Source organism: Kitasatospora sp. NPDC034023 (assembly GCF_055575795.1).
In genome coordinates this window covers 187,282-201,686 of sequence record NZ_JBVIRY010000012.1, presented here as the reverse complement: position 1 = coordinate 201,686, position 14,405 = coordinate 187,282, and the positions used below count along the sequence as shown (strand labels likewise).

The window sequence follows — 14,405 nt, the reverse complement described above, 5'->3', positions numbered from 1 at the left end:
CCCCACCCCTGAACACGACAACGGCCTGCACAACCCCAACGGGGTCGTACAGGCCGACGTCACGCAGGCCCTCACCGATTAACCAACAGCATCCGTAGCGGTCGGGGCCCTTCGTACGTCCGGTTCGTACGTCCGGAAAGACTCAGGCCAGTGCCTGCCGGGCGATCAGTGCCACCGCGAGCAGCCCGGCCAGGAGGGCCAGCAGCACGGCGGGGGAGAGCGCGGCGAACGGCCCCTGCTGCTCCTGCAGCCGGGCCCGGTTGGCGCGGCACACCGGGCACCGCCCGTCGCTGACGCGGCCGTTGCAGTTGGCGCACACCAGATGGTCGCAGGTCATGCGATCTCCTCCTCGCTGCTACAGCCAACGCGCCGGACGGGGCTTTGGTTCCACTTCTTGCCCTGTACGGGGGAGCGGCCGAACGCGGTCGCCGTCTCCCACTCTGCCAGGTTCCGGCGGTTCCGGCTCCCGGGCTGTGACATGCCTCGCATAATTCGGGGCATAACCGGACATTGTCTCCCGGATTCCGGGCGCTGTCACGGGCTGCCCCTGCGGGCCGGCTGCCGGTTCGCGTATGGTCCCAGACCGGGAGCGGCCCTCTGCGCTCCTTTCGCCCGCCCCCGGACCGGGCGACCGGGGCGGATCGACCGAGGACTGGTGCCGCCTAGGATGGCCTCCGTGATGCAGCCGTGATCAGATTCGACAACGTCTCCAAGACCTATCCCAAGCAGAACCGTCCCGCCCTGGACAACGTCTCGCTGGAGATCGAGAAGGGTGAGTTCGTCTTCCTGGTCGGTTCGTCCGGCTCGGGCAAGTCCACCTTCCTGCGCCTGTGCCTGCGCGAGGAGCGTCCCAGTACGGGCGCGGTGCACGTGCTGGGCAAGGACCTCGGCAAGCTGTCCAACTGGAAGGTGCCGCACATGCGCCGCCAGCTGGGCACCGTCTTCCAGGACTTCCGTCTGCTCCCCAACAAGACGGTCGCGCAGAACGTCGCCTTCGCCCTCGAGGTGATCGGCAAGCCCAAGAGCGCCATCAACAAGGTGGTGCCCGAGGTGCTGGAGCTGGTCGGCCTGGGCGGCAAGGAGGACCGCATGCCGGGCGAGCTGTCCGGTGGTGAGCAGCAGCGCGTGGCGATCGCCCGCGCCTTCGTGAACCGTCCGATGCTGCTGATCGCGGACGAGCCCACCGGCAACCTCGACCCGCAGAACTCGGTCGGCATCATGAAGCTGCTCGACCGCATCAACCGCACCGGCACCACGGTGCTGATGGCCACCCACGACCAGGCGATCGTCGACCAGATGCGCAAGCGCGTCATCGAGCTCGACAAGGGGCTGCTCGTCCGCGACCAGGCTCGCGGCGTCTACGGATACCAGCACTGACCCCCCAGCGCTGACCCCGTAGGGCCGCCGGCCCGAATCGCCCGACCCGGAGCAGTACCGACCCTGGAGTTGTTTCCCGCATGCGTGCCCAGTTCGTCCTGTCGGAGATCGGTGTGGGTCTCCGACGCAACCTGACGATGACCATCGCGGTCGTCGTCAGTGTCGCGCTCTCCCTCGCCCTCGCCGGTTCCTCGCTCCTGGTCCGCGACCAGGTGAACTCCATGAAGGGGTACTGGTACGACAAGGTCGAGGTGAGCATCTACTTCTGTACCAAGGCGGACGCCCGCAACTCGCCCCAGTGCGACAAGGGCGCGGCCACCGACCAGCAGGTCCAGGACATCAAGGACCAGCTGGACAAGATGACCTCGGTCGTCCAGACCTCCACCTACGAGAGCTCCCCCGACGCGTACAAGCACTGGAAGGAGATGAACCCGGAGAACCCGCTCATCCCCGTCCTGGGCCCGGACGCCATGCCGCAGTCCTGGCGGGTCAAGCTGAACGACCCGACCAAGTACGACGTGATCCAGAGCGCCTTCGCCGGCAAACCCGGCGTGAAGTCGGTCGAGGACCAGCGGAAGATCCTGGAGAACCTGTTCGGCCTGCTCAACGGCCTGCAGACGGCGGCCTTCGTGATCATGGTGCTGATGCTCTTCGTCGCCCTGCTGCTGATCGTCAACACCGTCCGGGTGTCGGCGTACAGCAGGCGGCGCGAAACCGGCATCATGCGCCTGGTCGGTGCCTCCAACTTCTACGTCCAGATGCCCTTCATCGCCGAGGCCGCGTTCTCCGCGCTGCTCGGCGCGGCGATGGCCTCCGGACTGCTGATCGGCGGGCACTTCTTCGTCCAGAACTGGCTGGCCGACCGGGTGCAGTTCATCCACTTCATCGGCCTCGGCTCGGTGCTCGCGGTGATACCGCTGCTGATCGTGGTGGGTATGGGCATGGCCGGTGTGGCGGCGTTCTTCACGCTGCGCAAGTACCTCAAGGTCTGATCCCCGGACGCCTCGGCGGCCCCGGACGGCACTGCGCCGTCCGGGGCCGCCGCCGTTCCGCGCTCCCTCGTTCCGGCCCGTCGCGCGCGACGCGGTGTCTACACTCCGATGCCATGCTGCAAACTCCGCGCAGGGCACGTCAGGTGGCCGCCCTCAGCCTGGTGTTCGGCGCCGTCCTGCTGGTCGGTGCCGCCACCGGAGCCTGGGGCGACCCGAGCGGCCTGCCGCCCCGCCCGTCCGCCGACGCCGTCCGGGCCGCGGGCGGCGGGCTCCCGGCGGACCCGGCCGGCACCGCGCTGTCCGAGCAGCAGGCCGAGCACCTGCTCGGGGCCAACGGCGACCGCTGGGGCGCGTACTACAGCGCGCGGGAGTACGCCGAGTTCAGCCAGGGCCTGGACGGCCGGTACCTGGGCGTCGGCCTCTCGGTCGGCCGCGGCGAGGACGGCGTCACCGAGGTCTCCCAGGTCGCGCCCGACGGCCCGGCCGCCGCGGCCGGGATCGCGCCCGGCGACCGGCTGCTGAGCGTCGGCCCGGACCAGGCCGACCACCTGCCGGTCACCGAGGTGGTCGCGCGGCTGCGCGGCCGGGGCGACGAGCGCAGGGCCGGCTCCGAGGTCACCCTGGAGGTCCGGCGCGGCGAGGGCGCGGTGCGCGAACTGCGGCTGCGGCGCGCGCTGCTGGACAGCGAGCAGGTCGCCGCGGAGCGTCTGGACAAAGGCGTCCTGCGGATCACCGTACGGGCCTTCACCAGCGGCGTGGCCGATCGGGTGCGCGCCGCGCTGCGGGCCCCGCACACCGGCGTGGTGCTCGATCTGCGCGGCAACTCCGGCGGGTTGGTCGACGAGGCGGCCGACACCGCCGGGATCTTCCTGGACGGCGGCCCGGTCGGCTCCTACCAGGAGCGCGGCGAGACCCGGGAGTTGACCGCCCCGCGCGGCGGCGACCAGCGCACCCCGCTGGTGGTGCTGGTGGACGGCGGCACGATGAGCGCCGCCGAACTGCTCGCCGGCGCCCTGCAGGACCGCAGCCGCGCCGTGGTGGTGGGCACACGGACCTTCGGCAAGGGCACCGTGCAGCAGCCCAGCCGGCTCGCCGACGGCGCGGTGCTGGAGATGACCGTCGGCCGCTACTTCACCCCGGCCGGCCGCTCCCCGGACGGCACCGGCCTCGCCCCCGACGTCCCGGCGACCACCGGCGAGGACGCCGACGCGCTCGCCCTGCGCGTCCTCGCGGGGCTCGGCACCCGCGCCTAAAGCAGCTGCCCGATCCGGCCCCGAAGTGCGAGAATGACCGCGTTATGGCAAAGGAAACCGGACACAAGCTGATCGCGCAGAACAAGAAGGCGCGACACGAGTACATGATCCTCGACACCTACGAGTGCGGCCTCGTGCTCACCGGCACCGAGGTCAAGTCGCTGCGCGAGGGGCGGGCCAACCTCGTCGACGGCTACGCCTACATCCAGAACCACGAGGCCTGGATCGACAACGTCTTCATCCCCGAGTACACCCAGGGGACGTGGACCAACCACGCGGCCCGGCGCAAGCGCAAGCTGCTGCTGCACAAGCTGGAGATCCGCAAGATCGAGACCAAGGTCCGCGACGCGGGCCACACCCTGATCCCGCTCTCGCTGTACTTCAAGGACGGCAGGGTCAAGCTGGAGCTCGCGCTCGCCGTCGGCAAGAAGCTGTACGACAAGCGCCAGACGCTGCGCGAGAAGCAGGACACCCGCGAGACGGCCCGCGCCGTGGCGGCCGCCCGGCGACGCCAGGGTTAGGACGCCAGGGTTGGGACGCCAGGGTTAATCCGCTGGACCCTCGCCCGTCGCCTCGCGTACTATGGCGCAAGCAACACGGACGGTCATCGTCCGAGCTGTTTCTCAAAAAAACATGGGGATGATCGGTTTCGACAGGGGATGTTGAAACAGGGGAAGCGAGCCGAGGAACGCGGCAATGATCTCGTAAACCACGTGTCGCAAAAAAATAATCGCCAACTCTAAGCGCGATTCCCAGCAGTTCGCTCTCGCTGCCTAATTAAGCACCGATAGCGCTTGGGTGTCAGACCGGGGAGTTCCCGACCCGGACCCTGGCATAATCTAGGGAACTCAACCGTCCGCCCGGGCTGCGAGGGTGGATGGGAAATCAAACAGCAGCTGGGCCTGTTGGCGGCTTGTCCGTGTGACTGCCAGGGCCGAGAAAAGCACAGCGGACTGCGCTCGGAGAAGCCCTGAATTAACTCCACTGGACCCGGGTTCGATTCCCGGCATCTCCACCACCCCATGTTCATACCGAAGGCCGCCCACCGCTCCGCGGTGGGCGGCCTTCGAATTTTGTACGTTCCGGAGCAGCGCGGCCCGGGGGTCGCGGCGTAGGATCATCCGTCCGCTCGTTTTCCGGAGCCGGATTCCGTCGCTACCACCGAGGCCATGCAGAGCAACACGGACACCACCCCCACCGCCGATCACGAGACCGTCCGCGCTCGCGAGATCGCCGGTGAGCAGCAGCACCTCGACACCGTCTACCACCGGTTGGAGGAGAAGCTCGCCGAAGCCGAGTACATCCTGGAGGACGCCGCCAAGCGGGTCCAGGTCGGCACCCCCGGCGCGCTCGCCGAGCGCGACGCCCAGGTCTACCGGGCCGGCGCGCACCTCCAGCGGCTCAACAACGAGTTCGAGGACTTCCTCTTCGGCCGGATCGACCTCCAGCGGGCGGACGCCCCGGAGGAGCACGGCATTCCTTCGAACACCCCGCTCGACCCGGCCGACCCGGCCGTCGCCGAGACCCTCCACATCGGCCGCCTGGGCGTCCTGGACGCCGAGTACGGCCCGCTGGTGATCGACTGGCGCGCGCCCGCCGCCGCCCCGTTCTACCGCTCCACCCCGGTCGAGCCCGGCCGGGTCATCCGCCGCAGGGTGATCCGCTCCAAGGGCCGCAAGGTGATCGGCGTCGAGGACGACCTGCTGCGCCCCGACCTCACCCCGACCCTGGACGGCGAGGAACTGGCCGTGGTCGGCGACGGCGCGCTGATGGCCTCGCTGGGCCGCGCCCGCAGCCACTCGATGCGCGACATCGTCTCCTCGATCCAGAAGGAGCAGGACGAGGTGATCCGCGCCGCCGCCGCGGGCGCCACCCTGGTCACCGGCGGCCCGGGCACCGGCAAGACCGCCGTCGCCCTGCACCGCGCCGCGTACCTGCTCTACCAGGACCGCCGCCGCTACGCCGGGGGCATCCTGGTGGTCTCGCCGACCCCGCTGCTGGTCTCGTACACCGAGGGCGTGCTGCCCGCGCTCGGCGAGGAGGGCCAGGTCGCCATCCGGGCCGTCGGCTCGCTGGTGGACGGCATCGAGGCGGGCACCTACGACACCCCCGAGGTGGCCCGGATCAAGGGTTCGGCCCGGATGACGCAGCTGCTGCGCCGGGCCGCCCGCGGGGCGCTGGAGCTGGGCGCGCCGCAGGAGCTGAAGGTGGTCGCCCGCGGCGAGGTGCTGAAGCTGGACGCGGGCCGGCTGCGGGCCGTCCGCGGCAACGTGGTGGGCTCCGGCGGCACCCCGCTGAACCTGCTGCGCCCGCGCGCCCGCCGGCTGCTCCTGGACGCCCTGTGGCAGGAGGTCGTCAAGCACCTGCCGAAGCCCACCGACCACTACGGCCGGGAGCAGCGCCAGGAGGAGAAGGAGAGCTTCGACGAGTACGTCTCGGACGAGGCGCCGTTCCTGGACTTCCTGGACGCCTGGTGGCCCGCCCTGACCCCGCGCCGGGTGCTGGCCACGCTCAAGCAGCACCGCCACACCAACCGGATCGCCCGCCGCGCCGTCACCCCGGACGAGGCGCGGCTGCTGGCCGCCTCCTGGCGCCACCTGTCCCCGGCGGGCGAGGGCGCGCTGTCCGCGCACGACGTCGCGCTGGTGGACGAGCTCCAGGTGCTGCTCGGCGAGCCGGCCCGGCCGAAGGTCCGCGAGGTGAACGCGATGGACCTGCTGACCGGCCTGGAGGAGGTCACCACCTTCGCCGACCGCAGCACCCGTCAGCGCGAGCGCCAGCCGGTGGAGCGCACGGAGTACGCCCACATCATCGTGGACGAGGCCCAGGACCTCACCCCGATGCAGTGGCGGATGATCGGCCGCCGGGCCCGGATGGCCACCTGGACGATCGTCGGCGACCCGGCGCAGTCCTCCTGGCCGTTCCCGCAGGAGGCCCAGGCCGCGCTGGACGAGGTGCTGGCCGGCAAGCCCCGGCGCCGCTTCACGCTGACCGTGAACTACCGCAACCCGGCCGAGATCGCCGAGGTCGCGGCCAAGGTGCTGGCGCTGGCGGCGCCGGGCACGCCCTCGCCGAGCGCGGTGCGCCACGTCGGCGTGGAGCCGCGCTTCGCGGCCGTCACCGACCCCTCGCCGGAGGCCTTCGGCAAGGCCGCCCGGGCGGAGCTGGAGCAGCTGCTGGCCGAGGTGGGCGGCACCGTGGCGATCGTGGTGCCGATGGACCGCCGGGCCGAGGCGGCCGGGTGGGCCGAGGGCCTGGGCGAGCGCGCGGTGGTGCTGGGCAGCCTGGAGGCCAAGGGCCTGGAGTACGACGCGACCGTGGTGGCGGACCCGACCGGCATCGCGGGCGAGTCGGAGGCCGGCCTGCGGGTGCTGTACGTCGCGCTGACCCGGGCGACCCAGCGGCTGACCGTGCTGTCCGGCCCGGACGACCTGCCGGACGCGGCCGGCGTGCCCGCGCTGCTGCACGGCTGACGGACCGTACGGGACCCGCGGGAACCACACGGGACCCGCGGGACCCGCAGGACCCGCAGGACCCGCAGGACCTACGGAAGAAGGCCCCTCACCGGCTGGTGAGGGGCCTTCAGACGTTTAGTACACCGACCCGCCATGCTCGCCTCGCGGCAAGTGGTCCCTCGAAGGGACGAAGGTTGGGCCCGGGGGCTTGGATCGAGCCGGTGCCTGTCCAATGTAACGCATCGGCCCGGAGAGGCAAGGAGTAGGCGCGGGGAGGTCGCGGGGAGGTCGGCGGAAGCCGGCCGGGATTGTCGGATCCGCACACTCAATGAACGTTATTTCTGGCTACCCCTTGGAAGGTGCGACGATCGAGGTCTAGCATGCGCGGGCGATGCCTTCAACAAAATGTTGAGCCTGCGGGACAGACGGAAGAAGGAAGCGTCGATGGCGACGGTGCCCAGTGTCTCCAACTCGATCACGGTACGGCTGGAGGTCCCGGCCCGGGGCAACGCCGTCAGTGCGATCACCACGGCCGTGGAGTCCTCCGGCGGGTCGGTGACCGGTCTCGACGTCACCGCCTCCGGCCTGGAGGCGCTGCGGATCGACGTCACGGTGGCGGCCTCCTCGGTCGCGCACGGCGAGGAGATCGTCGAGAAGCTGCGGGCGATCGACGGCGTGGCGATCGGCAAGGTCTCGGACCGCACCTTCCTGATGCACCTCGGCGGCAAGATCGAGATGTCGTCCAAGCTGCCGATCCGCAACCGTGACGACCTCAGCATGATCTACACCCCGGGTGTCGCCCGGGTCTGCATGGCGATCGCGGAGAACCCCGAGGACGCCCGTCGCCTCACCATCAAGCGCAACAGCGTCGCCGTGGTCACCGACGGCTCGGCGGTGCTGGGCCTGGGCAACATCGGCCCGGAGGCCGCGCTGCCGGTCATGGAGGGCAAGGCGGCCCTCTTCAAGCGCTTCGCCGGTATCGACGCCTGGCCGATCTGCCTGGACACCCAGGACACCGACGAGATCGTCGCCATCGTCAAGGCGATCGCCCCGGGCTTCGCGGGGATCAACCTGGAGGACATCTCCGCGCCGCGCTGCTTCGAGATCGAGGCCCGGCTGCGCGAGGCCCTGGACATCCCGGTCTTCCACGACGACCAGCACGGCACCGCGATCGTGGTGCTGGCCGCCCTCACCAACGCGCTGAAGGTGGTCGGCAAGGAGATCGCCGACATCCGCGTGGTGATGTCGGGCGCGGGCGCCGCCGGCACCGCGATCCTCAAGCTGCTGATGGCGGCCGGCGTCGAGCACGCCACCGTGGCGGACGTGCGCGGCGTGGTCCACCAGGGCCGCGAGGACCTCAACGAGAGCCTGCGCTGGATCGCCGAGCACACCAACCGCTCGGGCCGCACCGGCACCCTCAAGGAGGCCGTGGCGGGCGCGGACGTCTTCATCGGCGTCTCGGCCCCGAACGTGCTGGACGGCGACGACCTGGCCACCATGGCCGAGGACGCGATCGTCTTCGCCCTGGCCAACCCGGACCCGGAGGTCGAGCCGGCCGTCGCCCGGCAGACCGCCGCCGTGGTCGCCACCGGCCGCAGCGACTTCCCGAACCAGATCAACAACGTGCTGGTCTTCCCGGGTGTCTTCCGCGGCCTGCTGGACGCCCAGAGCCGCACGGTCAACACCGAGATGATGATCGCCGCCGCCCGGGCGCTGGCCACCACCGTCGCCGACGACGAGCTGAACGCGAACTACATCATCCCGAGCGTCTTCCACAAGGACGTCGCCAAGACCGTCGCCGCCGCCGTGCGCGATGCGGCCCTGGCGGACGCCGTGGAGGCCCCCGTGCCGGCCCGTCCGACCCCGGGCATCGTCGGCACCCTGGACACCTCCGCCTTCCCCACCGTCAAGCTCTGACGGCCCGACCGGCGGACGTGCCGTTGGTCGCTCAAATGTGCGAATAGCGGTCATACCCGCCCAGCCCGCCCCGAACCCTTGCGACACAAGGGCGAGGGGCGTGTTTGGGCTTGTCAGTCCTAGGGCGTACGGTAGCCCTGCACGGGGCAGGCGTGTCCGACAAGTACGGAACGTCCCCCTGGTCTTCCGGCGAGTCGTCCCGACCGCCGTCCGCGCCCGGTCCGCCGGAGCCGACGGAGCGTCACACCTCCAACGGGCGGGCGTTGTTCGGGTGCCTCGGTCGGGGCCCGATTGGCTTTCTCGGGGCCGGTCGGGGCAGGATTCGTATCCAGGCAGGCGGGCGGGCCTTCGAAGGCACGGGCGCGCGGCATCGGGTACGGACCCGGCCTGCGACCACGCATTGCCTGCATGAGCACAGTGTGCGGACCTGCGGCCTATCCGGGTGCCCCCCGGTGGGAGCACCGATGGGCCCCCGCACACCGCAAGCGAACAGACCACAGGAGTACACATGAACCGCAGTGAGCTGGTGGCCGCGCTGTCCGAGCGCGCAGAGGTGACTCGCAAGGACGCCGACGCCGTTCTGGCCGCCTTCGCCGAGATCGTCGGCGAGGTCGTCGCCAAGGGCGACGAGAAGGTCACCATCCCCGGTTTCCTGACCTTCGAGCGCACCCACCGCGCTGCCCGCACCGCCCGCAACCCGCAGACCGGCGAGCCGATCCAGATCGCCGCGGGCTACAGCGCCAAGGTGAGCGCCGGCTCCAAGCTGAAGGAAGCCGCCAAGGGCGCTGCCTGAGCCACCCCTTGAACGGCCGGAGGCCGGGCTCCCCCCGCGGGGGGAGCCCGGCCTCTCGCCGTATGTCGGGCCGGTGATCAGGCGTCGACCAGCTGCTCGCTGGGCAGCTCGACGTGGGCGCCCAGGTCGCGCAGCTTCTCCATGAAGTTCTCGTAGCCGCGGTTGATCAGGTCGATGCCGTGCACGGTCGAGGTGCCCTCGGCCGCCAGCGCCGCGATCAGGTACGAGAAGCCGCCGCGCAGGTCCGGGATGACCAGCTCGGAGCCCATCAGCTTGGACGGGCCGGAGACGACCGCGGAGTGCAGGAAGTTGCGGGCGCCGAAGCGGCACGGGGTGCCGCCCAGGCACTCGCGGTAGAGCTGGATGTGCGCGCCCATCTGGTTCAGCGCGCCGGTGAAGCCGAGCCGCGACTCGTACACCGTCTCGTGGACGATGGACAGGCCGGTGGCCTGGGTCAGCGCGACGACCAGCGGCTGCTGCCAGTCGGTCTGGAAGCCCGGGTGCACGTCGGTCTCCAGGGCGATCGCCTTGAGCTCGCCGCCCGGGTGCCAGAAGCGGATGCCCTCGTCGTCCACCTCGAAGGCGCCGCCGACCTTCCGGAAGGTGTTGAGGAAGGTCATCATCTCCAGCTGGCGGGCGCCGCGGACGTAGATGTCGCCCTTGGTGGCGAGCGCCGCGCAGGCCCAGGAGGCGGACTCCAGGCGGTCCGGGAGGGCGCGGTGGTTGTAGCCGTTCAGCTCGTCCACACCGGTGATCAGGATGGTCCGGTCGGTGCCGAGCGTGATGATCGCGCCCATCTTCTGCAGGACGCAGATCAGGTCGACGATCTCCGGCTCGATGGCCGCGTTGCGCAGCTCGGTGACGCCCTCGGCGAGCACCGCGGTGAGCAGCACCTGCTCGGTCGCGCCGACCGAGGGGTAGGGCAGCTCGATCTTGGTGCCGCGCAGGCGCTGCTGGGCGACCAGGTAGGTGCCCTGCGGGTGCTTCTCGATGGTGGCGCCGAACTGGCGCAGCACCTCGAAGTGGAAGTCGACCGGGCGGCCGCCGATGTCGCAGCCGCCCAGGCCCGGGATGAAGGCGTGGCCGAGGCGGTGCAGCAGCGGGCCGCAGAACAGGATCGGGATCCGCGAGGAGCCGGCGTGTGCGTCGATGTCGGCCACATTGGCGCTCTCGACGTGCGAGGGGTCGAGGATCAGCTCGCCGTCCTCGTCGCCGGCGCGCACCGTCACGCCGTGCAGCTGCAGCAGGCCGCGAACCACCTTGACGTCGCGGATGTCCGGGACGTTGCGCAGTCTGCTGGGGCCCTGGCCGAGGAGGGCGGCGACCATGGCCTTGGGGACCAGGTTCTTCGCTCCGCGGACGCGGATCTCGCCTTCGAGCGGGTTTCCGCCGTGGACCAGCAGGACGTCGTCGGTCATCGTTCTCGCAATCCGGGGTGCCAGAGGAGTGGGGAAGGGCTCCGGTAGAGAGCCGGTGGTGGACCGGTCGTACGGGCGCGTTCGGGCCCCCGGCGAAACCGAGTCGGCACCGTATAGGCGTCCACCAGACGTAGATGGTAGTGGGCGTGCCGTTGGTTCCCGTGAGCCTCTCCCCGTGATGGTGCTCTCTCCGGGGGTAAGGGGCCCGCCGATGCGGCCGTACGGGTGTTGGTCCGGCGTGGCGTGGTTTCGGGCGTTGCGGTGTCCGACCGGTGCCGTTCTGCGGGATCATGTGAGGCATGACGGCGGCCCATTCGCACGGAGGCCGGTCCCACACCGGCCGTCTGCTCGTCGCGACGCCCCTGCTCACCGACCCGAACTTCGCGCGGGCGGTGGTGCTCCTCCTCGACCACGACGCCGAGGGGGCGCTCGGTGTGGTCCTCAACCGGCCGACGCCGGTCGAGGTGGGCAGCGTGCTGGACGGCTGGGGCAGACTCGTCGGCCAGCCGGCCGTGGTGTTCCAGGGCGGACCGGTGGCGCTGGACTCGGCGCTCGGCCTCGCGGTGGCGCCGGGGGAGCCCGGCACCGGCCAGCCGCTGGGCTGGCGGCGGGTGCACGGCGCGATCGGCCTCGTGGACCTGGAGGCGCCGCCCGAGGTGCTGGCCGGCGAGCTGGGCAGCCTGCGGATCTTCGCCGGGTACGCCGGCTGGTCGCCGGGGCAGCTGGAGGCGGAGCTGGAGAGCGGCGCCTGGTACCTGGTGGACTGCGAGCCGGGGGACGTCTCCAGCCCCGAGCCGGAGCGGCTGTGGCGCTCGGTGCTGCGCCGCCAGCGCGGTCCGCTCGCCCTGCTGGCGACCTACCCGGACGACCCGACGATGAACTGAGCCGCAGGCCCGCCGCGCGACACTGGCCCGGTTTCCCGGGGCGCCCATAGACTTGGCACCCATGAGCACTCTTGAGCCCGAGCGCGGCCTCGGCACCGGCACCCTGGTCGAGCCCGTCCCACAGGTGTCCCACGGCGACGGCGACCACGAGCGTTTCGCGCACTACGTCCAGAAGGACAAGATCATGGAGAGCGCGCTCTCCGGGTCTCCCGTGGTGGCGCTCTGCGGCAAGGTGTGGGTGCCCGGGCGCGACCCGAAGAAGTACCCGGTCTGCCCGATGTGCAAGGAGATCTACGACGGCATCGGCAAGCCGCAGGGCGGCGACGGCGACAACAACAACAAGTAGCCCGCCGGTGCGCGGCGCCGTTTTGCATGGCACCGCGTTTCCGAGGTGGTCTATGCCAATCGTTCGGGGCGTGGGCAGGATGTCGGAATGGACCTCATTCCCGCTCCTTCGAGCGCCGTTCGCCGCCCGGACGAGGACTTCCCGCTCGACGCCGCCACCACGCTGACCGCACCGCCCGCGCTGGCCGACGCCGAGCGCTGGCTGCGCGGCACGCTGTCCGCCGCCACCGGGCTGCCGTTCGGCCCGGGCCGGCCGGGCGCGGGCATCGAACTGGTCCGGGACGGCACGCTCGCCGCCGAGGCGTACCGGATCACGGTGCGCCCCGGCCACGCGCTGCTCGCCGCGGGCGGCCCGGCGGGCGCGCTGTGGGCGGCGCAGACCCTGCGGCAGCTGCTCGGGCCGGACGCCTTCCGGCGGTCGCCGCTGCGCCGTGAGGGCTGGGTGCTGCCCGGCGCCGACATCGAGGACGCCCCCCGGTTCGGCTGGCGCGGCGCGCTGCTCGACGTTGCCCGGCACTTCCTGCCCAAGTCGGACGTGCTGCGCTTCGTCGACCTGCTGGCCGCGCACAAGCTCAACGTGCTGCACCTGCACCTGACCGACGACCAGGGCTGGCGGGTGGAGATCAGGCGCTACCCGAGGCTGACCGAGCACGGCGCCTGGCGGGAGCGTTCGATGGTCGGCTACCGGTCCGCCGGGCGCCGCGACGACCGCCCGCACGGCGGCTACTACACCCAGGACGACCTGCGCGAGATCGTCGCGTACGCGGCCGCGCGCGGGGTGACCGTCGTCCCGGAGATCGACCTGCCCGGCCACACCCAGGCCGCCGTCGCCGCCTACCCCGAGTTGGGCAACACCGACGTGGTGGACACCGCCGCGCTCGGCGTCTGGACGGACTGGGGGGTGAGCCACCACGTGCTCAACGCCTCCGAGGAGACCCTGCGCTTCTTCGAGGGGGTGCTGGAGGAGGTCCTGGAGCTCTTCCCGTCCGAGTTCGTGCACCTCGGCGGCGACGAGTGCCCCAAGGAGCAGTGGAAGGACAGCGCCGCCGCCCAGGCCCGGATCCGCGAGCTGGGCCTGGCCAACGAGGACGAGCTGCAGAGCCACCTCATCCGGCACTTCGACCGCTGGCTGGCCGAGCGCGGCCGCCGGCTGATCGGCTGGGACGAGATCCTGGAGGGCGGGCTCGCCATTGCCACCACGCCGAAGGGGGGAGCGCCGGCGGGTGGGGGCACCTCCCGGCCGCCAGGCTGGGGGAGACCGTCGGCGCCGCGTGCCGAGCGCCCGGAGGTGTGGGGGCGGTCCCGTGCCGCCGTCGCCTCCTGGCGGGGCTTCGGCGGCGGGATCGCCGCCGCGGAGGCCGGGCACGACGTGGTGATGTGCCCCGAGCAGCACGTCTACTTCGACCACCGGCAGGCGGACGGGCCGGACGAGCCGATCCCGGTCGGCTTCGTGCGCACGCTGGAGGACGTCTACCGCTTCGAGCCGGTGCCCGCGCAGCTGGACGAGGCCGCGGCGCGGCACGTGATCGGCACCCAGGCCAACCTGTGGAGCGAGTTCATGGACAGCGCCCGGGACATCGACTACCGGGCCTTCCCCCGGTTGGTCGCCTTCGCCGAGGTCGCCTGGTCCGAGCTGCCCGCCGGGCCGGCCGAGCGCGACTTCGCCGGCTTCGAGCGGCGGCTGGCGACGCACCTGAAGGTGCTGGACGCGCTCGGCGTCGAGTACCGCCCGGCCGACGGGCCGCTGCCCTGGCAGCGCCGCCCCGGCGTGGCCGGCCGGCCGATCGCGGGCCCGCCGCCGGTGCGGTGATCGCCTTCCGGGAACTTCTGAGTGGTCGTCGGACGTCAAGAACTGATGAACATCTGCCCTGGCCCGGCCAGGGACGGGGCAGATACCGCCCGGTATCCGTCCCAATCGGGCAGTCCCGTTCACCGGCCCCGAAGTGATCATCGAGCATTGTGTGCCAGAGT

The 14,405-nt window shown here is 71.3% G+C and carries 12 protein-coding genes and 1 other RNA gene; 11 read left to right on the top strand and 2 right to left on the bottom strand.

Going from position 1 to position 14,405, the window contains the following annotated elements; genetic code table 11:
* Positions 1-142 precede the first annotated feature (142 nt).
* Positions 143-337, bottom strand: a complete 195-nt coding sequence (locus tag ACZ52R_RS18620; protein ID WP_465620338.1) for a hypothetical protein — start codon at positions 335-337, stop codon at positions 143-145.
* A gap of 350 nt (positions 338-687) precedes the next feature.
* Between ACZ52R_RS18620 and ftsE the strand changes: the two genes are divergently transcribed.
* The 8 genes from ftsE to ACZ52R_RS18580 all read left to right on the top strand — a co-directional run bounded on the left by ftsE (position 688) and on the right by ACZ52R_RS18580 (position 9,787).
* A complete protein-coding gene (gene ftsE, locus ACZ52R_RS18615; protein ID WP_030059730.1) occupies positions 688-1,377 on the top strand; it encodes a cell division ATP-binding protein FtsE in 690 nt (229 codons plus the stop codon).
* Between the two features lie 80 nt (positions 1,378-1,457).
* Positions 1,458-2,369, top strand: coding sequence for a permease-like cell division protein FtsX (ftsX, locus tag ACZ52R_RS18610; RefSeq protein ID WP_360496768.1), 912 nt, complete (start codon positions 1,458-1,460; stop codon positions 2,367-2,369).
* Positions 2,370-2,482: 113 nt separating this feature from the next.
* Positions 2,483-3,622 (top strand): S41 family peptidase, encoded by a 1,140-nt coding sequence (locus ACZ52R_RS18605; protein WP_465753748.1) that lies wholly within the window; start codon positions 2,483-2,485, stop codon positions 3,620-3,622.
* Between the two features lie 44 nt (positions 3,623-3,666).
* The gene (gene smpB, locus ACZ52R_RS18600) at positions 3,667-4,143 is read left to right on the top strand and encodes an SsrA-binding protein SmpB (RefSeq protein WP_350521768.1); all 477 of its coding nucleotides are present in this window, start codon (positions 3,667-3,669) and stop codon (positions 4,141-4,143) included.
* A gap of 114 nt (positions 4,144-4,257) precedes the next feature.
* Positions 4,258-4,640: a transfer-messenger RNA gene (gene ssrA / locus ACZ52R_RS18595) on the top strand.
* Between the two features lie 151 nt (positions 4,641-4,791).
* A complete protein-coding gene (locus ACZ52R_RS18590) occupies positions 4,792-7,095 on the top strand; it encodes a HelD family protein (protein ID WP_465620342.1) in 2,304 nt (767 codons plus the stop codon).
* 426 nt (positions 7,096-7,521) lie between these two features.
* On the top strand, positions 7,522-8,994 hold the full coding sequence (locus ACZ52R_RS18585) for an NAD-dependent malic enzyme (protein ID WP_360496777.1): 1,473 nt from the start codon (positions 7,522-7,524) through the stop codon (positions 8,992-8,994).
* Positions 8,995-9,502: 508 nt separating this feature from the next.
* Positions 9,503-9,787 (top strand): HU family DNA-binding protein, encoded by a 285-nt coding sequence (locus tag ACZ52R_RS18580; protein ID WP_030242980.1) that lies wholly within the window; start codon positions 9,503-9,505, stop codon positions 9,785-9,787.
* Positions 9,788-9,864: 77 nt separating this feature from the next.
* On the opposite strand, the gene murA is transcribed toward ACZ52R_RS18580, so the two are convergent.
* Positions 9,865-11,205, bottom strand: coding sequence for a UDP-N-acetylglucosamine 1-carboxyvinyltransferase (murA, locus tag ACZ52R_RS18575; RefSeq protein WP_360496780.1), 1,341 nt, complete (start codon positions 11,203-11,205; stop codon positions 9,865-9,867).
* Positions 11,206-11,504: 299 nt separating this feature from the next.
* Between murA and ACZ52R_RS18570 the strand changes: the two genes are divergently transcribed.
* The 3 genes from ACZ52R_RS18570 to ACZ52R_RS18560 all read left to right on the top strand — a co-directional run bounded on the left by ACZ52R_RS18570 (position 11,505) and on the right by ACZ52R_RS18560 (position 14,244).
* Positions 11,505-12,089, top strand: coding sequence for a YqgE/AlgH family protein (locus ACZ52R_RS18570; RefSeq protein WP_360496783.1), 585 nt, complete (start codon positions 11,505-11,507; stop codon positions 12,087-12,089).
* A 61-nt stretch (positions 12,090-12,150) separates the two neighbouring features.
* Positions 12,151-12,435: a DUF3039 domain-containing protein gene (locus ACZ52R_RS18565; RefSeq protein ID WP_188304149.1), complete on the top strand. Its 285-nt coding sequence runs from the start codon at positions 12,151-12,153 to the stop codon at positions 12,433-12,435.
* An 87-nt stretch (positions 12,436-12,522) separates the two neighbouring features.
* Entirely contained in the window at positions 12,523-14,244 is a 1,722-nt protein-coding gene (locus ACZ52R_RS18560; RefSeq protein ID WP_465620345.1) for a beta-N-acetylhexosaminidase, read from the top strand.
* Positions 14,245-14,405 lie beyond the last annotated feature (161 nt).

Coding starts and splice junctions, on each gene's coding strand:
- ACZ52R_RS18580 (WP_030242980.1), top strand. CDS start 9,503: ATGAACCGCAGTGAGCTGGTGGCCGCGCTGTCCGAGCGCGCAGAGGTG.
- murA (WP_360496780.1), bottom strand. CDS start 11,205: ATGACCGACGACGTCCTGCTGGTCCACGGCGGAAACCCGCTCGAAGGC.
- ACZ52R_RS18570 (WP_360496783.1), top strand. CDS start 11,505: ATGACGGCGGCCCATTCGCACGGAGGCCGGTCCCACACCGGCCGTCTG.
- ftsX (WP_360496768.1), top strand. CDS start 1,458: ATGCGTGCCCAGTTCGTCCTGTCGGAGATCGGTGTGGGTCTCCGACGC.
- ACZ52R_RS18560 (WP_465620345.1), top strand. CDS start 12,523: ATGGACCTCATTCCCGCTCCTTCGAGCGCCGTTCGCCGCCCGGACGAG.
- ACZ52R_RS18565 (WP_188304149.1), top strand. CDS start 12,151: ATGAGCACTCTTGAGCCCGAGCGCGGCCTCGGCACCGGCACCCTGGTC.
- ACZ52R_RS18605 (WP_465753748.1), top strand. CDS start 2,483: ATGCTGCAAACTCCGCGCAGGGCACGTCAGGTGGCCGCCCTCAGCCTG.
- ACZ52R_RS18585 (WP_360496777.1), top strand. CDS start 7,522: ATGGCGACGGTGCCCAGTGTCTCCAACTCGATCACGGTACGGCTGGAG.
- ACZ52R_RS18620 (WP_465620338.1), bottom strand. CDS start 337: ATGACCTGCGACCATCTGGTGTGCGCCAACTGCAACGGCCGCGTCAGC.
- ACZ52R_RS18590 (WP_465620342.1), top strand. CDS start 4,792: ATGCAGAGCAACACGGACACCACCCCCACCGCCGATCACGAGACCGTC.
- smpB (WP_350521768.1), top strand. CDS start 3,667: ATGGCAAAGGAAACCGGACACAAGCTGATCGCGCAGAACAAGAAGGCG.